This is a genomic window from Streptomyces sp. URMC 127 (assembly GCF_051386535.1).
In the GTDB taxonomy this organism is placed as follows: Bacteria; Actinomycetota; Actinomycetes; order Streptomycetales; family Streptomycetaceae; genus Streptomyces.
Map to the genome: position 1 here is coordinate 14289 of NZ_JBPQTW010000009.1, position 23348 is coordinate 37636.

Below are 23348 nucleotides of genomic sequence, written 5' to 3' on the forward strand. Positions count from 1 at the left end.
CCATGCCGACACAGAACACGGACCCGTCCGGCTCCCCCTCCCCCGATCCCGGACCCGTCGAGCAGCCGGACGTCCTGGTCACCGGGGCGAGCGGGTTCATCGGCGGGCACCTCGTCCGCCGCCTGGCCGAGCGCGGCCACCGGGTGCGCGTGCTCGTCCGCGAGGGCAGCGACCGGTCGGGCTTCGCGGGCTCCGAGACCGACGCCGTCGTCGGTGACCTGAGCGACCTCGCGAGCCTGCACCGGGCCGTGGCCGGGGTGCGGCAGGTCTACAACTGCGCCGGGATGTCGGCGGACTGGGGCGCCTGGGAGGACTTCCGGCGCATCAACGTCACCGGCGCGGCCAACGTCGTCGAGGCCGCGGCCCGCGCGGGCACGGTCCGGCGCGTGCTGCACGTGAGCACCACCGACGTCTACGGCTATCCCGTCCGGCCCTGCGACGAGAGCGCCGAGCCGCGCGACACCGGCCTGCCGTACAACCGCAGCAAGCTGCTCGGCGAGCGCGCCGTGCGCGAGGCCGCCGCACGGACCGGGGTGCCGGTGACGGTGGTCCGCCCGGTGTCCGTCTACGGGCCCGGCAGCAAGGACTTCGTCATCGAGATCGCGGACCTGCTGCTGCGCAAGCAGATGGTCTACATCCGCCAGGGCCGCGTCCCGGCCGGCCTGCTGTACGTGGGCAACGCCGCCGACGCCATGATCGACGCGTGCACCTCCGACGCCACGGCCGGACGGACCTACAACCTGCGCGATCCGGAGCCGACCACGTGGCGCGAGTACATCGAGGCGCTGGCCCGCGGCCTGGGCGCGCCGCCGCCCCGGCTGAGCCTGCCGACGCCGGTGGCCACCGCCGTGGCCACGGTCTCGGAGAAGCTCTACGGGCTCCTCGGCGTCAAGGCCCGGCCGGTCCTCACCCGCCACGCCGTGCACCTCTTCGACCGCGACCAGTCGTACGGGATCGGGCGCGCCCAGGAGGAGTTCGGCTTCAAGAGCCCGGTGGGCTTCGAGGAGGGCATGCGGCGGACGATCGCGTGGCTGGACTCGGCGGAAGGCCGCAAACATGTCGCCCGCTGAGCCGCTCGTCGCCGCCCCGCCCCGGGACGCCCTGTGGTTCCCGCGCTTCGGCGCGCCGCCGCCCGCGCCGGACGCGGCGGGGACCCGGCTGATCTGCTTCCCGTACGCGGGCGGCACGGCCTCCGTCTACCGCGACTGGCGCGAGCACCTCGGCGCGAGCGTCGCGGACGTGGCCGCCGTGCAGCTGCCGGGGCGCGGCCTGCGGATGCGCGAGGAGCCGTACAGGTCGGCCGCGCCCCTCGTCGCCGACGTCGCGGACGAGCTCGTGCGGCAGGGACTCACCCGCGACTACGCCTTCTTCGGGCACAGCATGGGCGCCCTGCTGGCCTACGAGGTGGCCTGCACGCTGCGGGACCGCGGCGAGCCCGGGCCACGCCACCTGTTCGTCTCCGGCAGCAGGGCGCCGCACCTGTACGGGGACCGCACCGAGCACCTGCTGCCCGACGAGGAGCTGCGCCGCTTCGCCGCCGGCATCGGCGCGCTCGGCGACGGCGACCAGGCGCTGCTCAACGGCGCCTACCTGGACCGGAGGCTGCCCGTCCTCCGGGCCGACCTGCAGGTCTGCAACGGCTACCGGTGGCTGCCGCGCCGCCCGCCGGACTGCCCGATGACGGCGTTCTCCGCGAGCGACGACCCGGTCGCGGACGCCGCCGAGGTGGAGGCCTGGCGGGCGTACACGACGAGTTCGTTCCTCCACCACCACCTGCAGGGCGACCACTTCTTCCTCACCGCCGGCGGCCCCTCGCGGCAGCGGCTGCTGCGGGAGCTGCGCGGCGAGCTCGCCCGGCTCGCCTCCACGGCCACTTCTGAGCAAAGGAACGCCTCATGGACGTACTGAGCCTGGTCAAGAGCGTCAAGGACCGCGTCGGGCAGCCGCTGGGCGACGCCCTGTCCGCGGCGCGGATCGCCGGCAACTGGCGGATGCCCCTGCTGTTCGCCGTGTCGAAGGGGTTCGTCACGCCGGTCTACCGCGCGGCCTTCCTCGCCTCGGCGGCCGGCTCCGGCATCCTCGGATGGCTCGCGGTGCGCCCCTGCGACCTGGAGTCGCTGGCCGGCAAGCTGGGCGCCGGGCAGGACAAGGAGCGGCTGCGGGCCTGGCTGGAACTGGGCGTGCGCCTCGGCGAGCTGGACCGGCGCGAGGGCTGCTACCGGCTGAAGGGCATCGCCGCCCGCGTCCTCGCCCGCGCGGGCAACGACGCCCTGGCTGCCGCCCTGGAGGAGGTGCTGCGCTTCCACGTGCCCGTCCTGCTGGGCGGCCCGCGGATGGCGGTCACCGGCGAGCGCTTCTCGCTGGGCGACCAGGACGGGCTCGTCATCGCCCGCTCCACGCGCGTGATCGAGCCGCTCGTCGAGGCCGCCGTCGAGCGCGTCCTCGACCGCGGCAACCCCGTACGGCTGCTGGAGGTGGGCTGCGGCAGCGGCGTGCACGTCCGGCACGCGGCGCGGCTCAACCCGCGCCTGACGGCCCTCGCTGTCGACATGCAGGAGGAGGTCGCGGAGGCCGCGACCAAGAACATGGCCGAGTGGGGGCTCGCCGACCGCGTCGAGACGCGCCGGGGCGACCTGCGCACGCTCGACCTGCAGCCGCAGTTCGACCTCGTGACGATGCACAACAACATCTACTACTTCGCCGAGGACGAGCGCGTGGCGGCGCTCGCGAAGGCGCGCTCGCTGCTCGCGCCGGGCGGCAGGATCCTGCTCACCACCGCGTGCCGGGGCGGCAGCGTCGGCCTGGACGTCCTCAGCCTCTGGTTCACCTACGCCGACTTCGGCGGCCCGCTGCCGCGCGAGGAGGAGCTCGTCGCGCAGCTGGAGGGCGCCGGGTTCACCGGCGTCGAGGCGGCCAGGATCGTCCCGGGCGAGGAGTTCCGGGCGTTCACGGCCATCAGCACGTAGCTTCACGGCCCTCGGCACGTGGCTTCACGGCCCTCAGCAAGCAGCCCGTCCCGTAGCGCTACTTGCGCGCACCCCCCATCCATTCCCCCGGCAGCCCCGCGACGGCCCGAGCGCCCAGGAGAGCCCGACATGGCAACGCGTTCCACTGACCCCGTGACCCTCGCGCCGCAGTCCGGCGACGTCGTCGTCCTCGGCGGCCCCGGCACCGCCGACCCGGCCGTCCTCGGCGGCAAGGCGGCCCGGCTCGCCGACATGATCGCGGCGGGGCTGCCGGTGCCGCCCGCCTTCTGCCTGACCACCGGCCTCTTCACGCGCTACCTCGCCGACACCGGGCTGGACGGCAAGATCGAGGGCGCCGAGGGCGGCGCGGTCCGCGAGCTGATCCTGGCGACCCGCATTCCCGCGCCGCTCGCCGACGAGATCCTCGCCGCCTACGAGCGGCTCGGGCGGCCGCGGGTGGCCGTGCGCTCCTCGGCGCTCAAGGAGGACTCGGCGGCGCGGTCCTTCGCCGGCCAGCACGACACGGTCCTGGACGTCTCGGGCGACGGGCCGCTGCTCGACGCAGTGCAGCAGTGCTGGGCGTCGCTGTGGTCCGCGCGGGCCACGGTCTACCGCGACGGCGACGCGGCCACGGCGATGGCCGTTGTCGTCCAGGAGATGGTCCACTGCGACGTCAGCGGCGTGCTGTTCACCGTGGACCCGGTGAGCGCCCGTCCGCACCGCGTGGTCGTCGAGGCCTGCCGCGGCCTGGGCGAGGGCCTGGTCTCCGGGCGGGTCTCCAGCGACCTGTTCGTCGTCGACGACCGCAGCCTGGAGGTCGTCGAGGAGCGCGTGCGCTACAAGGTCGCCAAGTGGGCGCCGCTGGCCCCCGGGAAGATCGGGATGACGAAGGTCGACGCCGCCGACCGCAGCGTCCCCTGCCTGGACCACGCCCGCCTCGCCGAGCTCGCGCGGCTCGGGCTGCGGGTGCGCGAGCACTACGGCAGCGAGCAGGACGTCGAATGGGGCCTGCGGGACGGGGAGTTCCACCTCTTCCAGACCCGCCCGATCACCACGCGGCCGCTCCCGCAGGACGCCTCGTCGCGCGCCGGGACGCTCAGCCCGTACGTGGTGCCGCAGCCGGACCCCGTCCAGCGGGGCACCCTGTGGTCCCGCATGGACATCGGAGAGATCTTCGTCGGCCTGATGACGCCGCTCGGCCTGAGCTTCGCGCGCTACTACCAGCAGCACGTCCACCTGGACTGCGCCGCCGCCCTCGGCGTCCGCGACACCGGCGACGCCGACCTGCACATGGGCTACTACCAGGGGCACGTCTACCTCAACATCTCCTACAGCGCCTACCTGCTGGGCCAGGCCCTGCCCACCCGCGACCAGCGGCACTTCACCAAGCGGTTCGTCGGCGAGGAGGTCGAAGCGGGGGCCCTCGCCGACTACGCGAACCCGTTCGGCAAGTTCCCCGGCGGCGTGGAGGACCTGCTGTCCACGGCGCACTGGCTGCGCCACACCGCCGCCGAGGCGGTGCGGATGAAGTCCCGGTCGGGCGCGATGGTCGCCTCGCGGCTCTACGAGTTCGACCGCGCCCGGCGGCTGGACCTCACCCGCATGAGCCGCCGCGAGCTGCACGCCGAGCTCACCCGCAACCTCGGCTGGTTCCACGACATGCACATCGGCTACATGCCGTACTACATCAACGCCTTCGGGTTCTACGGGATCCTCACCGAGCTGTGCCGCCTGTGGCTCGGCGCGGAGGGCGAGAACCTGCAGAACCGCATCAAGACCGACATGTCCAGCCTGCGGACCGTGGAGTCCGCGAAGGAGATCTGGGCCGTCGCCCAGGCCGCCAAGGACCGCCCCCGCGTCCTGCGGATCATCAACGAGGAGCCGCTGGAGAACGTCGCCGCGGCGCTGCGCGCGGACGACGAGGGCGCACTCTTCTGGGAGCGCCACATGGAGCCGTTCCTGCGCGCCAACGGCACCCGCGGCCACCAGGAGATGGAGCTCACGCACCCGCGGTGGATCGACGATCCCTCGTACATCTTCCAGATGATCCGGCGGTACGCCTCCGACGGCTTCTCCGCCGACGACATCCTGCGGCGCAGCGACGGCTACCACGACGACTCGCGCGAGGTCCTCAAGAAGCTCTCGCTGCCGCAGCGCAAGGTCATCGAGACGGTCATCTCGCTGTACGCGCTGTGCAGCGAGCTGCGCGAGACCACCCGGATGTCGATGATCACGTCGATCTGGCTGGTGCGGAACGTCGTGTACGAGGTGGGCCGGCGGCTCGTGGACACGGGCGTCCTGCACTCCCTCGACGAGGTCGCCCACCTCGACTTCGAGGACGTACGGGCCTACCTGGCCGGGGACGCCGACGAGCCGGCCGCCTTCCCGCGCGAGCGGATCGACGAGGCCCGGCGGCTCCACGAGTATTGCAAGCGGCTCCCCGAGCCGCCGCTCACCTTCATCGGCGAGCACGACATCACCCAGGCCGTGCGCCCCGCCCCGGGCGGCGCCCGGCTCAGCGGGCTGGGCGCGAGCCCCGGGCGCGTGATCGGCCGCGCCCGCATCGTGGAGGACCTCGTCTGGCAGGCCGACGAGTTCGAGGCCGGCGAGATCCTCGTGACCCGCTACACCGACGCCTCGTGGACCCCGCTGTTCGCCATCGCCGGCGGCGTCGTCACCGACGTCGGCTCGATGCTGTCGCACAGCTCGATCGTCTCCCGCGAGTTCCACGTGCCGTCGGTCGTGAACACCAAGTACGCGACACAGCGCATCAGCACCGGGGACATGGTCATGGTCGACGGCGACACGGGGGTGGTGGAGGTAGTCGAAGGCTGATCCGATGCCGGCACGATCCACCGAGGAGGAACGAAAGATGATCCCCAACCAGTGGTATCCGATACTCCCGGCCGACGAGGTGCGGAACGACAAGCCCACGGGGGTCCGCCGGATGGGCCAGGAGCTGGTCCTGTGGCGCGACCTCGACGGCAACCTCGTCTGCCAGGGCGCGCGCTGCCCGCACAAGGGCGCGAACCTCGCCGACGGCCGGATGAAGGGCGACTCCGTCGAGTGCCCGTACCACGGCTTCCGCTACGGACCCGACGGCGCGTGCAAGGCCGTGCCGGCGCTGGGCTCCGGGGCCCGAATACCCGGCTCGCTCCGGGTGCCCGTGCACCCGGTGCGAGAAGCCCACGGCCTGGTGTGGCTGTGGTGGGGCGAGGAGCGCGCCGAGCTGCCGGACCTGCAGATCGCGCCGGTGGTCGCGGACAACCCCAAGGTCCACTCGACGCTGCACTGGACCCGCCCGGTCCACTACACCCGCTACATCGAGAGTCTGCTCGAGTTCTACCACATCACGTACGTCCACCGTGATCACTGGTTCAACTACATCGACTACCTGTTCCTCTACGGAACGGCGCGCAAGCTGGGCCTCGACGGCAAGGAGCGCTACCTCGCGGCCACGAAGATCGTCAACCACAAGCTGGAGACGGTGACCGAGGGGCAGACCCTGCGCTACTCCTTCGACCACCAGGAGGAGGCGGACCCCTCCAACACCACGCACTACGTCATCACGTTCACCTTCCCCTGCCAGGTGCACGTCCAGACCGAGCAGTTCGAGGCGACGTCGTGGCTCGTGCCCGTCGACGACGGGCACACCGAGCACATCCTGCGCTGGTACGAGTACCCGACGGTCAAGCCGTTCCTCCGCTCGGAGCGGCTGCGGCGCATCCTGCCCCGCGCCTCCCTCTACATGGAGAAGTGGATCCAGGACGTCCAGGACGTCCGCATCATGGAACGCCAGGAACCGAAGATCAGCGAGGGCGGTGTCAGCAAGTTCATCCCGGTGGACGAACTCAACGCCAAGTACTTGGCGATCCGCTCCCGCCTGATCCAGGAGGCGACGCGGTCGAAGGAGGCGAAGGAGGAGAAGGAGGAGAAGGAGACGGCGGCGGCTCCGCTGCCGGCCGGCCCGGCACGGGATCCCGCGGCGAACGGCCGCCGGGCGGCGAAGGCCACCGCGAACGGCGACGGCGCTCCGGTGGCCCGGGTGAGCCGGACGCGCTGAACTCCGGCGAGGCCCGGCCTCACGACTCCGCCGCCACGGCGATCAACCACCACGGCGCGGCCCGGCGGTGCCGGACACCGCCGAGCCCCTCCCGCGCACCGCCCGACATGCGAAAACCCCGGCTCGGGAGCCGGGGTTTTCTGCCGTCGGCGGCCGCCGGGGGCGGGTTCTCAGCCGCCGGCCCGGACCGGGGCCTCGGCGGTCGTCGCCTCGCCCGCCGGCTCCCCCGCGGCCTCCGCCGCGACCGGCTTCGGGATCAGGAAGGACGTCGCCAGCGCCGCGGCCAGGATCACCACACCGGCGATCATGCCGGACGTGTACCCCGTGGCGGAAGCCGCGTCGTCCGCCGGCTGGACCGCCGTCTTCACCGCGTACAGCACCGCGAAGCTCAGCCCCGCACCCAGGTTGAACGCGCCCGCGTTGAGGCCGGGGAGGAAGCCCGGGTTCTCCCGCGGGGAGAGGACGATGCCGAGGCCGTTGAGGACGATGTTCGCCACGCCCGCGTAGGCGATGCCCACCAGGAGCGACGCCACCAGCAGCAGGGCCTTCGAGTGGGCGGGGATCGTGAGGATCATCAGGAGGACCGACGCCGCCGAGCCGACGAGTCCGATCCGCAGGACGCGCCCGTAGCCGTACGTGGCGGCGAGGCGCCCGGCCAGCGGCCCCATGGCCAGGCCGGCCAGGGCGTACGGGGTCAGGGTCCACCACGCGGAGCCCTCGGCGCCCATGCCGAGACCGGCCTCGGCGTCCTGGGCGAAGGCCGGGATCAGGCCGTTCATGACGGCGAAGACACCGGTCATGGTGAGGGTGGTGGTGAGCAGGGTGGCCCACGTGCCGCGGCGGCGCAGGTGCCGGGTGGCCACCAGCGGGTGCGCCGAGCGGTCCTCGGTGCGCCAGAACAGCGCGAACGCGGCGGCGGAGACGACGACCAGGACGGCGATGAGCCCCCAGTTCGCGTCGCCGAGCTTGCCCGCCTCGTTGAGGGCGACGAGCAGGGAGCCGACCGACACCACGAGGAGGCCGACACCCGGCCAGTCCATCCGGTCCGCGCCGGGAACCTTGGACTCGGGGGTCAGGAACGCGGCGAGGGCGGCCGCGAGGACGGCGACGACGGCCATGACCCAGAACACGGACTGGAAGCCGTGCTCGTCGGCGAGGAAGCCGCCCGCGAGCGAGTCGACACCGGCGATGCCGCCGTTGACCGCGGTGATCACGCCGAGCAGGGTGCCGTACCGCTTGGGCTCGGTCACCTCCTGGCGCAGCATGATCAGGCAGAGCGGGACGACCGGGCCGGAGAAGCCCTGCACGATCCGCCCGGCGAACAGCACCGGCACGCTCGTCGCCAGCGCCGCGATCACGCAGCCGGCGGCCATGAGCACGAGCATGCCGACCAGGACCTTGCGGCGTCCGATGACGTCACCGAGCCGCGGCAGGAAGAGCGAGAAGAGGGCCGCCGACGTGAAGAACGCGGTCTGGGTCAGCCCGACCTCGGCCGAGCTGGCGCCGAGGCTGTCCTCGATGCTCTTCAGCGCGGGGCTGAGCATGCTCGCGTTGAGCTGGAAGGCGATGCAGGCGGTCAGGAGTGCGGTGACCAGCACGCCCACGCGGGCAGGGCGGCGGTCGGTGAGAGATACGTTCATGCCTCGACGCAGGGGGTGAGTGGAGCTTCGCAACACAGCGGACGCGCTGCGCGCACACAGAAAAACCCCGGGACGACGGGGAATCCCGGGGGCCGCCGGAGCGTGGCCGCTCCGCCCGGGCACCGGGTCGGCAGATCACTGACAGCGCACTGACCTGCGTAAACCCCGTCGAATGGGGTTGCTGTCCCCTCATGGTACCCGGGATTTTCCGGGCGCTTCCGGCATCGTCCGGCGCCGGCCGGTAGCGCCCGGCCACGCTCCGTCATACGCCCACGCCACGCCACATCACGCCGGACGGGCGGCAGGCATGTGGCGGGCACGTGACGGAGGGCACGTGGGCGGGCACGTGACGGAGGGCACACGCCCGGGCCCTCCGCGAGGCATGCGGCTTCCTACCCCCGTCAGCGGGCCGCCCGGGCGGGCAGCCAGCCGGCCTGGACGGCGAAGACGCCGGCCTGGAAGCGGCTGCGGGCGCCCAGGCGCTCCATGAGGCCGGTGGCGATGCGGCGGGCCGTGCGCTGGGAGACGCCGAGGCGCTTGGCGATGGCCTCGTCGGTGCGGCCTTCGGCGAGGAGCCGGACCGTGGCCTCCTCCTGGCCGGTGAGGCCGTGTTCGTCGCGGGAGGGGCTCGCCCCGAGCGGCTGGGCGGCCGCCCACACCGTCTCGAAGAGGGCACAAAGCGCCGCGAGGATGCCCTCGCCGGTCAGGACGACGGCGCGGGCGGCCGTGTCGTCGCTGTGCACCGGCATCACGGCGGTCGTCCGGTCAATGATGATCATCCGGGTGGGGAGCGCGGGCGCCGTCCGGATCTGCCCGCCCAGCCGGGTGAGCCACTCGGCGTAGGCGGTGGTCGGGGCGCTGTTGCGCACGCTGTCGAGGTAAACGGTGCGCAGCCGGACCCGGCGGCCGAGCAGTTCGCGGTCCAGCGGCCGGGCGGCCGCCATGTTCTCCTCGGTCTGCGCGCCGTCGGGGCTGAAGGCCATGACCTCCTCGCGCACCTCGCGGGTGAGGAGGGCCAGCCGGTCCCTGATCTCGTCCAGCCCGACCAGTTGCTCCCCGCCCACGCCGGCGCCGACGGAGCGGTGGTCGGCGTACTCCGCGATGAGCTGGGCGGCGGCGACCCGGGACTCCTCCAGGCGCTGCTGCTGCGCGGCCAGCTGAGCCTGCTGGCGGGACATCAGGATGTCCAGGCCGATGTCCGGCGAGACGGCGCGCAGCCCTCCCGCCCTCTCGGCCGACGGGCGCACCAGCGACAGCTCGCTCAGCACGTCGAGCCCGGCCCGCACTTCGGCGTCCGTCAGCCCCAAGTACGCGGCCAGCGCCGCGACCCCCGCTCCGGGCATGGCCAGCAGTCCCCGGTAGACCTGCTCCGATCCGGTGTCCAACCCCAGTGTGTCCAGCATCAACGCCCCCCGACGGTCAAGGACAATTACTGAAATCACCCGTGATCATTACATGCTGCGCACAACATGTGTAGTTCTTCCCGGGCCCCCGCCCTGGCCGTTTGCGGCCAGGGACCGAACCGTTCCGCTTCATCCCTGGTGAGGCCGTTTCCCGCTTGGAAGAGTTGAGCGCATGTATCTCGTGCACGTCGCCATGCGCCGGCCACGCCGGACGACGGAACTGCCGGCAGAGATCCGCGAACTCGTCCTCTCCCGCGCGCTGCCGCGGGAGCGGATCGAGCACATCTCGGTTCATCCCCGGGCCCGGCCCCACCCCGTCCTCGGGGTGTACCTGCTCGCCGACCGCCTGGAGGAGGCCGAGGAGCACGCCGAGCGGGCCTGCCGGCGCGCCCTTGAGGACTGCCCGCAGCTCGCGCGCTGGGATCTCGTGGGCGCCCAGGTGCCCTTGCTCGACGTCCCGTGACGCCGCCGGGCTTGACCCCTGGACTGATCCGTCCCGGGCCCTTTCGGTCCACCGGAAACCCCTTCCGCCCCGTCCGCCCCAGGACGAAGCTTTCTCATGTCAGCCGGTACGAACGGCTGGCCGGCAGAACCGACCGGAACAACGTGCCGGGCATCACCGCGGGATGCCCCACTGGTCCGCCATTCCCTGCCGCTTCAGCTCACCGCTTCGGCTCACCGCTTCGTTCCCGGAAGGACCACCGACATGTTCCGCACCCGCATCACCCAGGCCGCCGCGGTCGCCACCCTCGCCCTGGGGACCGCCGTCCTCGCCCCGGCAGCCTCCGCCGTCGCCGCCCCGGTCACGACGACCGCTGCCGGGAGCCCCGCTTCCGCGGCCACGGACGCCGGGAGCGCCGTCCACGCGGTCACCGGCTCCATGGGCTGGCAGTCCATGGGCTGGCAGTGACCAGCGGGCCGCATTGCTGGGCGGCCCACATCCCCTGATCCCTCCGCTTCCCGCCTTCTTCCGGCGCCCGGCTCGCGATCGTCAGCTGCCCCTCGCGTGTGCAGCCATCGCCTTCTGAGCCGCAGCCGCTCTCCTCACGCTGCGCCGCGCTCCTTCTCAGCGCCCCCTCGCAGCACACCCCTTTAGCAGCGCCCCTTGAGCAACACCTCTTTAGCAACACCCTTCCTTACCCCATCACTTCACCTTCATCACTTCACCTCTCTCAGGAGACTCTTGTGTCCAAGCACGCCTTCCTGCGCCGCTCCGCCATCAGCATCGCCCTCGTCTGCGCCGTCACCGGTGGCGGGCTCTCCATGGCGACGTCCGCCACGGCGGCGCCCGTCCCGGCGGCGGTCGCCGCGGACGAGGACCCGGGCGACTTCGGGAGCAACGGCCAGGGCCCCATGCTCCCCGTGGCGCCCGACGGCGAGGAGTTCTTCAACGTCGCCGGCGCCAGCAAGGACGCCCCGCGGATCAAGCGCAGCGAGACGCTCAAGCGCGCCGCCGAGTGGGTGGGCAAGGGCATCCCGTACAACATGGGGGGCTCGTACCGGGGCCACCGGACCGACTGTTCCGGCTACGTGTCCATGGCCTGGCGCCTCGCCTGGGACATGGCCACGCCCAACTTCGGTCCCCAGGGCGTGACCGAGAAGATCAAGAAGAGCGACCTCAAGTCCGGTGACGCCCTCCTCAACCCGAAGCCGGGCCGCTACGGGCACGTCGTCCTCTTCGACAAATGGGCGAACGCGGACCACACCAAGTACGTGGGCTACGAGTTCAGCAGCTCCGGCGTGCACCACCGCGAGATCCCGTACCCGTACTTCCCGGGCCACGACACCGAGAGCTACTACCCGGTCCACAACAAGTCCGTCGTCGACGACGAGCAGCCTCCCATCGACCCGGGCATGACGGAGCTGACGGCCGGCGACCTCAACCACGACGGCAAGAAGGACATCGTGGCCGTCCAGGTCTCCACCGGAAAGCTGTTCCTCTACCCGGGCACCGGAAAGAGCGGTCTCAACTCGCTCGGCGACCGGGTCGAGATCGGCTCCGGCGGCTGGAACGGCATGCGCAACCTCACCGTCGGCGACTTCAACGGCGACGGCAAGGAGGACCTCGTCGCCACCAAGCGGGCGGACGGCAAGCTGTTCCTCTACCCGGGCACCAACGGCAAGGGCCTCAGCACCCTGGACGACCGCGTCGAAATAGGCTCCGGCGCCTGGAACGGCATGAAGCACCTGACCGCGGGCGACTTCAACGGCGACGGCAAGACCGACCTCATCGCCGCCAAGACCGACACCGGGCAGCTCTTCCTCTACCCGGGCACCCGCAAGTCCGGCCTCAACGCCCTCGACGACCGCATCGAGATCGGCACCGGCGCCTGGAACGGCATGAACAAGGTCGTCTCCGGCGACTTCAACGGCGACGGCAAGGCCGACATCATCGCCACCAAGACCGAGACGGGCGAGCTCTACCTCTACCCCGGCACGGGCAAGGCGGGCCTGGACACGCTGGGCAAGCGCATCGAGGTCGGCTCCGGCGGCTGGAACGACATCTCCGACTACGCGGCCGCGGACTTCGACAAGGACGGCATCGACGACCTCGCCGCCGTCGACTCCGACCCGCGCAAGACCGGAAAGCTCTACTTCTACCGGGGCAACGGCAAGGGCTTCGCGTCCCGCGTGGAGATCGGCTCCGGCGGCTGGTAATCCGCCGCACCACCCCGCTCACCCCGCCCATCCCGTCACGCGTGTGCCTCCGGGGCGGGTCCGGCACCCCTCTCGCGGACCCGCCCCGTCTCTCCTCTGCCTCCCGGAGAATCCCATGAGCTCCCAGCGCCTGCGCGGCCTGGCCGCGTTCGTCGCCGCAGCCGCGGTGCTGTCCGTACCGCTGCAGTCCGTCACCGGAACGGCCTTCGCCGCCACGGGCACCGCTCCCGCCCCGGCCTCCACCTCTGCCACCGCCGCCGCTTCCGCCGCCGCCTCCGCCTCCGCCGAGGGGCCGGGCACCACGCCGGTCACCTACCGCGGTCTCACCCTCGACGTCCCCGCCGGCTGGAACGTGGTGAACCTGGACGAACACCCGGACACCTGCGTCCGGTTCGACCAGCACACCCTCTACCTCGGCCACCCCGGTGCGAACCAGGACTGCCCGGCACACCTGATCGCCGAGAAGACCGACGCCCTGGTCCTGGAGCCGGTCAGCGACGCCGCCCCGCGCCCCGAGGTGCCCCTGGTGACCGTACGGGCCGGCGACCGCGTACCCGACGCGCTGCCCGCCGACGAGCAGCAGGAAGTGCGCGTGGCCTTCGAGGGCGCGGGCCTGTACGCGACCGCCGGCTACGGGGACTCCCCCGCCGCCGTGCAGAAGATCCTGGCCTCGGCGCGGACCGACGCGTCGGCGCGGCCGGCCACCGTCCTCGAACCGTCCGGCACCGTGGTCCAGGACGCGGCGGCCGCCGTGAGACCGAGCACGGGCTTCACCGGCAAGGCGTTCGACACGTGCACCGCCCCGTCCTCGTCGGCGATGGCGGACTGGGCCAAGTCCCCCTACAAGGGCATAGGGATCTACATCGGCGGCCCGTCCATCGGCTGCCCCAGCCAGCCCAACCTGACCCCTGCCTGGGTGCAGGCGCAGACGAAGGCCGGGTGGCACATGCTGCCCGTCTACGCGGGCACGCAGGCGACCCACATCTCCTCCCGCACCGCCGGCAAGGACGGCCGTGCCGCGGCGGACAAGGCCGTGGCCCTCGCCAAGCGGCTGGGCTTCGCCCCGGGCACGGTGATCTACGAGGACATGGAGGCCGGTTACGGACCGGAGTACAACACCCGCGTCGTGCAGTACCTGTCCGGCTGGTCGGAGCGCATCCGGGAACTCGGCTTCCGCTCGGGCGTCTACAGCTCGACCGGCGCCGCCATCAAGCAGCTCGATGCCGTCTACGACTCCGGCTCCTACGAACGCCCGGACGTGATCTGGGCGGCCACCTGGAACGGCAAGGCGGACACGGACGTTCCCGGCATTCCGTCCGGGCACTGGGACAACCGCCAGCGGATCAACCAGTACACGGGGAACGTCCACGAGACGTACGGCGGCACCAGGATGCTGATCGACCGTGACTACGTGGACGTGGCCCCGGCGGTCATGGACCCCGGAATGACGGAACTGACCGCCGGCGACTTCAACCACGACGGCAAGAAGGATCTCGTAGCCGTCCAGGTCTCCACCGGAAAGCTGTTCGTGTACCCCGGCACGGGAAAGACGGGGCTGCGCACCTTCGGCAGCCGCGTCGAGATCGGCTCCGGCGGCTGGACCGGCATGAAGAACCTCACCGTCGGCGACTTCAACGGCGACGGAAAGGACGACGTCGTCGCCGTGAAGAACGAAACGGGCCAGCTCTTCCTCTACCCCGGCACCAACGCCAAGGGGCTGAGCACCCTGGACGACCGGATCGAAATCGGCACGGGCGGCTGGAACGGCATGAAGCACCTCGCCGCGGGCGACTTCAACGGCGACGGGAAGACCGACCTCATCGCCGCCAAGACCGAAACGGGCCAGCTCTTCCTCTACCCGGGCACCCGCAAGTCCGGCCTCAACGCCCTCGACGACCGCGTCGAAATCGGCACCGGCGCCTGGAACGGCATGAACAAGGTCGTATCTCCCGGCGACTTCAACGGCGACGGCAAGGCCGACATCATCGCCACCAAGACGGGAACCGGCGAGCTCTACCTCTACCCCGGCACCGGGAAGACGGGCCTGGACACCCTGGGGAGCCGTATCGAGATCGGCTCCGGCGGCTGGAACGGCATCTCCGACTACGCGGCCGCCGACTTCACCGGCGACGGCATCGGTGACCTCGCCGCGGTCGACTCCGACCCGGGCGAGACCGGAAAGCTCTACCTCTACCGGGGCACCGGCAAGGGCCTGGCGCCGCGCACGGAAATCGGCACGGGCGGCTGGTGAGGAACTCCCGCCCCGCCCCCGTCTCTCTCCTCTCTCCGAAAAGGTTCCGCATGTCTACGTCATCCCGTACGCGCGCGCTGCTGACCGCCACCGGTATCGCCGCGGTCACCGCGCTCTCCCTCCTCTCCTCCGGACCGGCCGCGCAGGCGGCCTCCGTCGCCACCTGGGACAAGGTGGCCCAGTGCGAGAGCAGCGGCAACTGGCACATCAACACCGGCAACGGCTACTACGGCGGCCTGCAGTTCAGCCAGGGCACCTGGTCGGAATTCGGCGGCAAGCAGTACGCCGAGCGCGCCGACCTGGCGACCAAGGAGGAACAGATACGCATAGGCGAGAAGGTGCTCGCCAAGCAGGGCGAGCGGGCCTGGCCGAGCTGCGGCCCGAAGGCCGGGCTCGGCAAGGACCACGCGGACCCGTTCCCGTCCAAGCCCCTGCCGGCCGACCCCGGCATGACGGAACTGGTCACGGGCGACTTCAACCGCGACACCAAGAAGGACCTCCTGGCCGTCCAGGTCTCCACCGGAAAGCTGTTCCTCTACCCCGGCACCGGAAAGAGCGGCCTCAACACCTTCGGTGACCGGGTCGAGATCGGCTCCGGCGGCTGGAACGGCATGCGCAACCTCACCGTCGGCGACTTCAACCACGACGGCAAGGACGACCTGCTCGCCGTGAAGAAGGAGACCGGAGAGCTCTTCCTCTACCCGGGCACGGAGGCCAAGGGCCTCGATGCCTTCGACGACCGCATCGAGATCGGCTCCGGCGCCTGGAACGGCATGAAGCACCTCGCCGCGGCCGACTTCAACGGCGACGGCAAGGACGACCTCATCGCCGTGAAGGCCGACACCGGGCAGATGTACCTCTACCCCGGCACGGGCAAGTCCGGCCTGGACACGCTCGGAAAGCGCGTCCCGTGGGGCACCGGCGACTGGAACCGCATGAACAAGGTCATCTCCGCCGGCGTCTTCGACCAGCTCGGTGCGCCCGAACTCATCGCCACCGACACGAAGACCGGCAAGCTGCTCCTCTTCCAGCCGGACGCGAAGAACCACACCTTCGACATCGCTTCCTCGATCGAAATCGGCACCGGCGGCTGGAACGGCATCTCCGACTACGCGGCCGGCGAATTCACCCACGACGGCCAGACCGACCTCGTGGCCGTAGCCTCGGCCCCCCACCAGACGGGCAAGCTCTACCTCTACCCCAACGACGGCTCCAACAACGCCTTCAAGCCCCGCATCGAAATCGGCACGTCCGGCTGGTAACCCTCCGGCCCCCGATGCGCTCGTGACACAGAAGAACCCCGGCTGAGCCGGGGTTCTTCCTGCTCCGACCGAGTGAATGCATTCACTCACACGAGGGTGGCCGGTCAACGAGCATGGACCGGGAACCGTGAGCCTGAGACAACGGCTCTACAGGCCTTCCTGGAGCTGAGCCCATCTCGCTCCCCGGACAAAAGAGGTCACCATGCGCCGTATCGCCGTCGCCGTCTCCACGGCTCTTCTCGGTCTCTCCCTGGCGGGATTGACGGGACCGGCCGTAGCCGCACCCGCATCCGTCACGGCCAACCAATGCATGCTGGGAGGCGGACAGGTCGTCGTAGTCTCACCAACCCTGAAAATCTGCTCCGGCGGCATCTTCAACGGCCAGATCGTCAAGGGCTGACAGCCGCATCGCAGCTGATGCGGTGCGCTAACTGGCAACAGAAACCCCCGCTGCCCCGGGGGTGCTTCTGATCTTGCCGGTGTCCGAGGCGGGACTTGCACGAGTCGAGTTTCAACGAGTACGCCAACGCACCACCGCGGCCCTACTGGTGCCTACGGACAGCTCACCGATACGTCTTCGGCGGACTCGCCTTCCACGCTCGATCGAGAGAGTCGTCCCAGGTGCCGTCCCGGTCGAAACTGGCTGCCCGGCAGCCACGGGACATGGGCGCTGCAGCGCTATGGCGCCAGGAAGCGTCGCCGATCCGGGCTATAGCGTGGCCGCAATGCCGGCAGACCGCATGCTCCATCACCTCATTAGCCAGTCGCTCGAACTGCGCGGTGCGGTCCGCCACCTCCTCCTTGATGCCCCTTAGTACCTCCTCGGCACTGCCAACTCCCTCTGCGCCGATGATGTCCCGTACGAGTGCCGCTGCCTCGATCGCGATGTCGGCCCGTCGTGCGGCATCGGCAAGGCTTCGCGCGGCACCGCTGTCAGACGACTTGCGCACTATCCGCTCCGCCAATTCGACCGACGGACGGCTCGACACCGCCGTCCGTTCTTCGCGAGCCTCATGCTCTGTGCCCCTGTCTCTCAGGCGTCTGCGAGCCACTTCGAAGGCCCAGGCCTCAGTGGATGCCTTCTTGGCGACGTTGAAGTGAGTGCTGGTCGCTGCGTCCATAACGGTGTGGAACTCTGCCATCAGCAACCCCCAGTGGTCGCCGCCGGCAAAATCCTCTGGACACCAGCCGTAGTGGCGCACGAGTTCGTCACGGACTTTGTCAAAATGGCGCAAGCTCTTCCGCACTGGCCCAGACGTCTCGATGTGGAGGCCGACGCGTTCCGCCTTCGCCAGTACCTCCGGCTCCGCACCCTCCCACTTCATATGGTCGTCGCGTTCACTGGCGTAGTCGACCCAGGACCAGAACGCCTCAGCATCCGCGACATCGGGCGCCTCACGGTGGTGGCGCGGACAGAGGAGGGCAAAGTTGCGCACATCGTTGGAACCGCCGAGCGACTCTGGAACCACATGGGCTCTCTCTACCGGCTTCTGCCAGCAGATCAGGCAGACCGGCTCATCGAGACCCAGATAGTCGGCGATGGCCCGGACCGGGGGTCTGGACCTGCGCCCGTCGGGATGGCTGTCCCGGTTACGTATGCGCAGCTCGCGGTGGTCGTAGGCGTGTTCACGATCAGGGTCTCGCATGTGCAGGACATCAGGGATGTCCTCACGTTGCGGCTCGAGGTTCCTCACCTGGTAGAGCGGGGTGTCGATCTTCGTGAGATACGGGAGGAGGCAACCAAGCAGGAATTCGCGAATGATCTCCAGGGCGTCGCCGTCGTAGCCGCCGACGGCGTTGCGGTGCCCTTGGATGTGGAGGTAGAGGTAGCGGGGAGCGCCGGGGCTCGTCGCCGCGGCTTTCTTGAGGATCGAGAAGAGGCGAGTGGCGCACTTGGTGAAGTCCTCTTCCACCCGCATGTCGTGATACAGCGCGATGCCCTTCGGCTTCGCATCGGCCCCCGACTGCCCAGGAGGGGCAGCGTCCTGCGCAGCCTCGGGACGAGCTGAGCACTGAGCCGTCGTCGGCTTCTGTGAGCTGTCGGTCATGGACGCACAGTAGGGGCCACCACTGACAGCGGACGTTCGCGGCGCCCGACCCGGGCGGAGCCGCACACACGGGTGAGTTGGTCAGTGGTTGGTTACGTCACAGCCGGAGAAACAGAAAAACCCCAGGTGAACTGGGGTTTCTGCTGGTGTCCGAGGGGGGACTTGAACCCCCACGCCCGATAAAGGGCACTAGCACCTCAAGCTAGCGCGTCTGCCATTCCGCCACCCGGACCAGGTGTCTGCCGCAGCGGGGTGCTCCCCGCGGCGACATGGACAACAATACCAAGGTTTCGGAGTGCTCCGAGGCCCCTGTCCTGGGAAAACACCCATCGAGAGGGGGCGCCCGCCTCGCAGGGCCGAGGTTGCGCGGCCCTGCTGCCGGCAGTGGACTGGGTGTATCGGCCGAACCTCGGACAACTGACGGGAGGCAGTCATGGTCAAGGTCACGCAGCTGGCCGGCAAAGGTGTGGCGGGGCTGGAGAGCGACCCGCCCTTGTACCACTTCGACGCGACCCCGGAAGAGCTGGGACAGCTGATCGCCGACCCTCAGCGTTTCCTCGAAGAGGCCGGGCTGCCTGGGACGGCCGCCAATAACATCGCGCTCAGCAAGTGGACCGAAGCGTATTCGCCGGAGCGCGGATGGGGGCCGAGGAAGGACGGCGGAGCCGCATCGAGCTGTTGCTACGTGTCGGACAACAGCATGACCTGCCACGTTCACGCGCAGTGAAGCGGCGAGCGGGCCGTCCCGCCGGACAGTGGCCGGAAAACAGAAAAACCCCAGGTGAACTGGGGTTTCTGCTGGTGTCCGAGGGGGGACTTGAACCCCCACGCCCGATAAAGGGCACTAGCACCTCAAGCTAGCGCGTCTGCCATTCCGCCACCCGGACCAGGTGTCTGCCGCTGCGAGGCGTTCCCCGCGGCGACATGGATAACGATACCAAGGTTTCGGAGTGCCCTTCACCTGGGTAATGAGGGCGGGGCATAAAGTCACTTTATGGGCGATATGGGGCCAACCTGGGCGGTGGCCGAGGGTGCCGGGAGCGGTCGGCGGCGGCCTCGGCCGCTGTCGCCTTTGCGGGAGCACCTGCGGGACACGTTCTGGTTCGCTCCCACCGTGGGGCTGCTCGGGGCGGCGGGGCTGGCCGCCGGGGTGCTGGAGGTGGACCGGTTCGTCGTCGGGGCGCTGAAGCAGGACGGGGACTACGGGGCGGTCGAGTCGCTGATCGGGATCGCCGACGACACCAAGACGATCATCACGACCGTCGGCTCGGCGATGCTGACCTTCATCGGTGTGGTGTTCTCGATCTCCCTGGTCGCGCTGCAGATGGCCAGCGGCCAGTTCTCCCCGCGCGTGGTGCGGCTGTACGTGCGCAGCCGGATCACCAAGTGCACGTTCGCCGTCTTCCTGGCGACGTTCCTGTTCGCGCTGCTGGTGCAGGCGTCGTACGAGGGGAACGAGGATCCTCGGACGGTCTCCACGGTCCCGGTGTTCTCCAGCATCGTGTGCGTCCTGCTGGTGCTGGTGAGCCTGGGGCTGTTCATTGCGTACGTGAACGCCACGCTGCGGCTGATGCGAGTGAGTCATGTGATCGACCGGATCATGCGGGAGTCGCTGCGGGTGCTGGGCCGGTACGGCGTCGCCGGTGACGAGCGGCCAGCGCTGGGCGGGACCGGCGTGGAGGTCGTGCACTCGGGGCGGGCGGGGGTGCTGCGGGACGTGCACATCGCACGGCTGGTGCGGGTGGCCCGGCGGCATGGGATCGTGCTGCGGCTGATCCCGCGGATCGGGGACTACGTGGTGCCCGGGACGCCGGTGTTCGCGGTGCACGGCGGGCCCGCGCCGCCGCCGCGGGCGCTGCGGTACACGGTGTCCGTCGGCGTGGAGCGCACGTTCCACCAGGATCCGGGTTTCGGGCTGCGGCAGCTGTCGGACATCGCCCAGCGCGCTCTGTCGCCCGCCGTGAACGACCCGACGACGGCCGTGCAGTGCCTGGACCGCATCACGCAGTACCTCGCGGCCCTCGCCCGGCGGCCGCTCGGCGCGCTGCGGCACTGCGACCGCCGGGGCGCCGTGCGGCTGGTGCAGGACGTGCCGGGGTGGGCGGACCTGGTCGACCTGGGGTTCGCGGAGATCCGCGGCTGCGCGACGGGCAGCCCGCAGGTGACCCGGCGGCTGGCGGCGGCCCTGGAGGACCTGTGGCACCTGGTCCCCGCCGGGCGCCGCCCGCCGCTGGAGCGGCACCGGGCGCTGCTGGAGCAGGCGGTGACGCGGGCGGTGCCGGACGCGGCGGACCGGGAGTTCGCCTTGCTGCCGGACCGGCAGGGGATCGGTTAGCGTCTGCGGGCGGCGCGAGCGGTGCGGGCGGGCGTCGCCCGTTCCGGCGGTCCGTGACCCCCGGCGAGGTCCGGGGCTCCCCCAGGGACAATGGAGCGGCCAAGGAACCCCACGATCACCGGGACGGATCAGCTCATGGGACGGGTCACCGCACGACGCCGCGTCATCCGCATCCGGGACGGGGCCGTCGGTGCCCGTCCGGACACGCTGGTCACCGAGGAACCGATGGAGATCCGGCTGAACGGCAAGCCGCTCGCCGTCACCATGCGCACCCCGGGCGACGACTTCGCCCTGGCGGCGGGGTTCCTCGTCAGCGAGGGCGTGCTGGGCGCGGCGGACGAGGTGGCCAGCATCGTCTACTGCGCGGGCGCGACGGACGACGGCGGGAACACGTACAACGTCGTCGACGTGCGGCTCGCGCCCGGCGTCCCAGTCCCCGACATCACGCTGGAGCGCAACGTCTACACGACGTCCTCGTGCGGGCTGTGCGGGAAGGCGAGCCTGGACGCCGTACGGACCACCGCGCGCCACGACCTGTCCGACGGGCCGGCCCCGATGCGGCTGGCTCCGGAGCTGCTGGCCGGCCTCCCGGACCGGCTGCGGGAGGCGCAGCGGGTCTTCGACCGCACGGGCGGGCTGCACGCGGCGGCGCTGTTCACCGCGGACGGCGAGCTGCTGGACGTGCGCGAGGACGTGGGGCGGCACAACGCGGTCGACAAGCTCGTCGGGCGGGCCCTCCAGCAGGGGATGCTGCCGCTGGCGGGAACGGTCCTGCTGGTCTCCGGACGGGCCTCCTTCGAGCTGGTGCAGAAGGCCGTCATGGCCGGGATCCCGGCGCTCGCGGCGGTGTCGGCGCCGTCGTCGCTGGCGGTGGACCTGGCCGCGGAGACAGGGATGACGCTCGTGGGCTTCCTGCGGGGGGCGTCGATGAACGTGTACGCGGGCGAGCACCGGATCGCCCTGGAGGAGGCGCGGCCGGCGGCCGGCTGACGCCTGTCCGGCAGGGCTCAGCCCACCGGTCCTTCTTCCCGCTCCTCCGCCACGCGGGCGAGGAGCGCGACGAACTGTTCCTGCTCGGCGGGGGTCAGCGCGGCGAGCAGCGCCCGGTTGGCCTCGTCGCCCAGGCGCGCGAGCCGCTCCAGGCAGTCGCGGCCCTCGACCGTGAGGGCGATGACGTTCTTGCGGCGGTCGTGCGGGTCGGGGGTGCGGGTGACGAGCCGTGCCCGCTGCAGGTCGTTGAGGATGCCGACCATGTCCTTGGGGTCGAATCCGGTCTCCCGCACCAGGGCCGCCTGGGCGACGGGGCCGATGTCGGCGACGGCGGCCAGGACGGCGTGGTGCGGCATGCGCAGGCCTTCCAGGGCGAAGGCCTCGCCGAGCAGGCGGCGGCCGCGCCCGGCGGCGCGGTTGAGGAGCCAGCTGGGGAGGGTGCGGATGTGGCCGAGCGCGGAGGCGTAGGGCTGTGTCTGCTCTGTCATGGGGCGACCCTACCGAGGATTCCATTGGCACCCCCAACGAAAAACGTTGGACTTCCCAACGGATATCCGCTTATCGTTGGGACTCCCAACGAAAGCCGTTGGGAGCTCCAACGACCCCCTGGAGGTGCGCCCCATGCGCCGTGTCCGCTATCACCAGAACGGCGGTCCCGAGGTCCTGCGCCTGGAGGAGACCGACGTCCCCGCCCCCGGCCCCGGCGAGCTGCTCGTGCGCACCGAGGCCGTCGGCGTCACCCTCCCCGTCGTGCGGAAGGTGCGCGGCGGCGGCCTCCCGCTGCCGGCGAGCCTGGGCGGCGAGGTCGCCGGGGAGGTCGTGGCGACCGGCCCGGACGTCACCGGCTTCGCGGTCGGCGACCGCGTCACCGGCCTGTGCTTCGGCGACGGCTACGCCGACTACTCGCTGCTGCACGCCGCGATGGCCTCCCCCGTGCCCGAGGGCGCGACCGCCACGGACGCCGTCGCCCTCGTCCGCTGCGGCCTGGTGGCGCGCGGGGCGTACGCGGCGGCCCGGCCGGCCCCCGGCGAGTCCGTCCTGGTGACGGGGGCGGCCAGCGGCGCGGGGCACCTCGCCGTGCAGCTCTCCAAGGTGCTCGGCGCCGGCCGGGTCGTGGCGGCCGTCAGCTCCGCGGCCGCCGGCGCCAAGGCCGCCTTCCTGCGCGAGCTGGGCGCCGACCACGTCATCACCTACGACGACCTCGCCGACGGCCCCGTGGACCGCTGGGGCGGCGCCGTCGACATCGTCCTGGACGCGGTCGGCGGCGAGCTCCTCTCTCCCGCCGTCGCCGCGCTCGCACCCGGCGGCCGGCTCGTCGCGTACAGCTCGGGCGGCGGGACGATCGAGGCGTACGACCTGCTCGCCGGGGCGAAGTCCGCGATCGGCTTCCAGATGGCGCTGATCGCCCGCAACCACCCGGAGCTGATGGAGCAGTGGCGCCTGGAGCTGTGGGAACTGTTCGCCGCCGGGCGGCTGCGGCCGCGCGTCCACGCCGAGCTGCCGCTGGAGGACGCCGCGCAAGCGCACGAGCTCATCGAATCGCGCGCGAACCTCGGCAAGGTCGTCCTGCGGCCGGCGTGAACCTTTGCGCAGCCCCTCATGTTGGCGCGGACCCTCCCGGACCCTCCCGTACGCGAGCCCGTACGTAAACCCGTACGCGAGCCCGTACGTAAACCCGTATGGGCTCTTCGGCCGGGTCTTCCTTGTGCGACCGTCGTACCAGACCTACGTT

At 71.0% G+C, this 23348-nt stretch carries 19 protein-coding genes and 2 tRNA genes; 15 read left to right on the forward strand and 6 right to left on the reverse strand.

Translation table 11 applies throughout. The annotated features are described in order from the left end of the window. Positions 1-2: 2 nt before the first annotated feature. From ACSNOH_RS04215 to ACSNOH_RS04235, 5 genes are all read left to right on the forward strand, one after another. Positions 3-1070, forward strand: coding sequence for an NAD-dependent epimerase/dehydratase family protein (locus ACSNOH_RS04215; RefSeq protein ID WP_436719808.1), 1068 nt, complete (start codon positions 3-5; stop codon positions 1068-1070). Further along, a complete protein-coding gene (locus ACSNOH_RS04220) occupies positions 1057-1908 on the forward strand; it encodes a thioesterase II family protein (RefSeq protein WP_436719809.1) in 852 nt (283 codons plus the stop codon). The genes ACSNOH_RS04215 and ACSNOH_RS04220 overlap by 14 nt, the downstream gene beginning before the upstream one ends. Next, on the forward strand, positions 1896-2966 hold the full coding sequence (locus ACSNOH_RS04225) for an SAM-dependent methyltransferase (RefSeq protein WP_436719810.1): 1071 nt from the start codon (positions 1896-1898) through the stop codon (positions 2964-2966). The genes ACSNOH_RS04220 and ACSNOH_RS04225 overlap by 13 nt, the downstream gene beginning before the upstream one ends. Positions 2967-3095: 129 nt before the next feature. Next, the gene (locus ACSNOH_RS04230; protein ID WP_436719811.1) at positions 3096-5801 is read left to right on the forward strand and encodes a PEP/pyruvate-binding domain-containing protein; all 2706 of its coding nucleotides are present in this window, start codon (positions 3096-3098) and stop codon (positions 5799-5801) included. A 37-nt stretch (positions 5802-5838) separates the two neighbouring features. After that, the gene (locus ACSNOH_RS04235) at positions 5839-7029 is read left to right on the forward strand and encodes a Rieske 2Fe-2S domain-containing protein (RefSeq protein ID WP_436719812.1); all 1191 of its coding nucleotides are present in this window, start codon (positions 5839-5841) and stop codon (positions 7027-7029) included. A gap of 170 nt (positions 7030-7199) precedes the next feature. Here the strand turns inward: ACSNOH_RS04235 and ACSNOH_RS04240 are convergent, their stop codons facing one another. Further along, positions 7200-8669, reverse strand: coding sequence for an MFS transporter (locus ACSNOH_RS04240; protein WP_436719813.1), 1470 nt, complete (start codon positions 8667-8669; stop codon positions 7200-7202). 401 nt (positions 8670-9070) lie between these two features. Beyond that, complete coding sequence (locus ACSNOH_RS04245) at positions 9071-10072, reverse strand: helix-turn-helix transcriptional regulator (RefSeq protein ID WP_436719814.1); 1002 nt, start codon at positions 10070-10072, stop codon at positions 9071-9073. Between the two features lie 172 nt (positions 10073-10244). On the opposite strand from ACSNOH_RS04245, the gene ACSNOH_RS04250 reads away from it, so the two are divergent. The 6 genes from ACSNOH_RS04250 (at position 10245) to ACSNOH_RS04275 (ending at position 16643) form a co-directional block, all read left to right on the forward strand. Next, the gene (locus ACSNOH_RS04250) at positions 10245-10535 is read left to right on the forward strand and encodes a hypothetical protein (RefSeq protein ID WP_436719815.1); all 291 of its coding nucleotides are present in this window, start codon (positions 10245-10247) and stop codon (positions 10533-10535) included. 243 nt (positions 10536-10778) lie between these two features. Continuing rightward, a complete protein-coding gene (locus tag ACSNOH_RS04255; RefSeq protein ID WP_436719816.1) occupies positions 10779-10982 on the forward strand; it encodes a hypothetical protein in 204 nt (67 codons plus the stop codon). A 275-nt stretch (positions 10983-11257) separates the two neighbouring features. Next, on the forward strand, positions 11258-12730 hold the full coding sequence (locus tag ACSNOH_RS04260; protein WP_436719817.1) for an FG-GAP-like repeat-containing protein: 1473 nt from the start codon (positions 11258-11260) through the stop codon (positions 12728-12730). A gap of 115 nt (positions 12731-12845) precedes the next feature. After that, the gene (locus tag ACSNOH_RS04265) at positions 12846-14981 is read left to right on the forward strand and encodes a glycoside hydrolase domain-containing protein (protein WP_436719818.1); all 2136 of its coding nucleotides are present in this window, start codon (positions 12846-12848) and stop codon (positions 14979-14981) included. 50 nt (positions 14982-15031) lie between these two features. After that, positions 15032-16243: a transglycosylase family protein gene (locus tag ACSNOH_RS04270; protein WP_436719819.1), complete on the forward strand. Its 1212-nt coding sequence runs from the start codon at positions 15032-15034 to the stop codon at positions 16241-16243. Positions 16244-16445: 202 nt separating this feature from the next. Then, positions 16446-16643 carry a hypothetical protein gene (locus ACSNOH_RS04275; RefSeq protein ID WP_436719820.1) on the forward strand — a complete coding sequence of 66 codons (198 nt, stop codon included), beginning with the start codon at positions 16446-16448 and terminating at the stop codon, positions 16641-16643. A gap of 163 nt (positions 16644-16806) precedes the next feature. Here ACSNOH_RS04275 and ACSNOH_RS04280 read toward each other — a convergent pair whose 3' ends face one another. Together ACSNOH_RS04280 and ACSNOH_RS04285 are read right to left on the reverse strand one after the other, a co-directional pair. After that, positions 16807-18291 (reverse strand): HNH endonuclease, encoded by a 1485-nt coding sequence (locus ACSNOH_RS04280; RefSeq protein WP_436719821.1) that lies wholly within the window; start codon positions 18289-18291, stop codon positions 16807-16809. A gap of 144 nt (positions 18292-18435) precedes the next feature. After that, positions 18436-18523 (reverse strand) — tRNA-Leu (locus ACSNOH_RS04285). A gap of 201 nt (positions 18524-18724) precedes the next feature. Here ACSNOH_RS04285 and ACSNOH_RS04290 point away from each other — a divergent pair. Further along, positions 18725-19018 (forward strand): hypothetical protein, encoded by a 294-nt coding sequence (locus tag ACSNOH_RS04290; RefSeq protein ID WP_436719822.1) that lies wholly within the window; start codon positions 18725-18727, stop codon positions 19016-19018. Between the two features lie 72 nt (positions 19019-19090). On the opposite strand, the gene ACSNOH_RS04295 is transcribed toward ACSNOH_RS04290, so the two are convergent. Further along, positions 19091-19178: transfer RNA gene (locus ACSNOH_RS04295), tRNA-Leu, on the reverse strand. 116 nt (positions 19179-19294) lie between these two features. On the opposite strand from ACSNOH_RS04295, the gene ACSNOH_RS04300 reads away from it, so the two are divergent. Further along, positions 19295-20626 (forward strand): DUF2254 domain-containing protein, encoded by a 1332-nt coding sequence (locus ACSNOH_RS04300; RefSeq protein WP_436719823.1) that lies wholly within the window; start codon positions 19295-19297, stop codon positions 20624-20626. 135 nt (positions 20627-20761) lie between these two features. Then, complete coding sequence (gene fdhD, locus ACSNOH_RS04305) at positions 20762-21616, forward strand: formate dehydrogenase accessory sulfurtransferase FdhD (RefSeq protein WP_436719824.1); 855 nt, start codon at positions 20762-20764, stop codon at positions 21614-21616. 17 nt (positions 21617-21633) lie between these two features. Here the strand turns inward: fdhD and ACSNOH_RS04310 are convergent, their stop codons facing one another. After that, complete coding sequence (locus ACSNOH_RS04310) at positions 21634-22104, reverse strand: MarR family winged helix-turn-helix transcriptional regulator (protein ID WP_436719825.1); 471 nt, start codon at positions 22102-22104, stop codon at positions 21634-21636. A gap of 133 nt (positions 22105-22237) precedes the next feature. Between ACSNOH_RS04310 and ACSNOH_RS04315 the strand changes: the two genes are divergently transcribed. Then, on the forward strand, positions 22238-23197 hold the full coding sequence (locus ACSNOH_RS04315; protein WP_436719826.1) for a quinone oxidoreductase family protein: 960 nt from the start codon (positions 22238-22240) through the stop codon (positions 23195-23197). The last annotated feature ends 151 nt before the right edge of the window (positions 23198-23348 follow it).

Bases quoted from the DNA above. Each gene is read 5' to 3' on its own strand.
- ACSNOH_RS04215 (WP_436719808.1), top strand. From the start codon at position 3: ATGCCGACACAGAACACGGACCCGTCCGGCTCCCCCTCCCCCGATCCC.
- ACSNOH_RS04220 (WP_436719809.1), top strand. From the start codon at position 1,057: ATGTCGCCCGCTGAGCCGCTCGTCGCCGCCCCGCCCCGGGACGCCCTG.
- ACSNOH_RS04225 (WP_436719810.1), top strand. From the start codon at position 1,896: ATGGACGTACTGAGCCTGGTCAAGAGCGTCAAGGACCGCGTCGGGCAG.
- ACSNOH_RS04230 (WP_436719811.1), top strand. From the start codon at position 3,096: ATGGCAACGCGTTCCACTGACCCCGTGACCCTCGCGCCGCAGTCCGGC.
- ACSNOH_RS04235 (WP_436719812.1), top strand. From the start codon at position 5,839: ATGATCCCCAACCAGTGGTATCCGATACTCCCGGCCGACGAGGTGCGG.
- ACSNOH_RS04240 (WP_436719813.1), bottom strand. From the start codon at position 8,669: ATGAACGTATCTCTCACCGACCGCCGCCCTGCCCGCGTGGGCGTGCTG.
- ACSNOH_RS04245 (WP_436719814.1), bottom strand. From the start codon at position 10,072: ATGCTGGACACACTGGGGTTGGACACCGGATCGGAGCAGGTCTACCGG.
- ACSNOH_RS04250 (WP_436719815.1), top strand. From the start codon at position 10,245: ATGTATCTCGTGCACGTCGCCATGCGCCGGCCACGCCGGACGACGGAA.
- ACSNOH_RS04255 (WP_436719816.1), top strand. From the start codon at position 10,779: ATGTTCCGCACCCGCATCACCCAGGCCGCCGCGGTCGCCACCCTCGCC.
- ACSNOH_RS04265 (WP_436719818.1), top strand. From the start codon at position 12,846: ATGAGCTCCCAGCGCCTGCGCGGCCTGGCCGCGTTCGTCGCCGCAGCC.
- ACSNOH_RS04270 (WP_436719819.1), top strand. From the start codon at position 15,032: ATGTCTACGTCATCCCGTACGCGCGCGCTGCTGACCGCCACCGGTATC.
- ACSNOH_RS04275 (WP_436719820.1), top strand. From the start codon at position 16,446: ATGCGCCGTATCGCCGTCGCCGTCTCCACGGCTCTTCTCGGTCTCTCC.
- ACSNOH_RS04280 (WP_436719821.1), bottom strand. From the start codon at position 18,291: ATGACCGACAGCTCACAGAAGCCGACGACGGCTCAGTGCTCAGCTCGT.
- ACSNOH_RS04290 (WP_436719822.1), top strand. From the start codon at position 18,725: ATGGTCAAGGTCACGCAGCTGGCCGGCAAAGGTGTGGCGGGGCTGGAG.
- ACSNOH_RS04300 (WP_436719823.1), top strand. From the start codon at position 19,295: ATGGGGCCAACCTGGGCGGTGGCCGAGGGTGCCGGGAGCGGTCGGCGG.
- fdhD (WP_436719824.1), top strand. From the start codon at position 20,762: ATGGGACGGGTCACCGCACGACGCCGCGTCATCCGCATCCGGGACGGG.
- ACSNOH_RS04310 (WP_436719825.1), bottom strand. From the start codon at position 22,104: ATGACAGAGCAGACACAGCCCTACGCCTCCGCGCTCGGCCACATCCGC.
- ACSNOH_RS04315 (WP_436719826.1), top strand. From the start codon at position 22,238: ATGCGCCGTGTCCGCTATCACCAGAACGGCGGTCCCGAGGTCCTGCGC.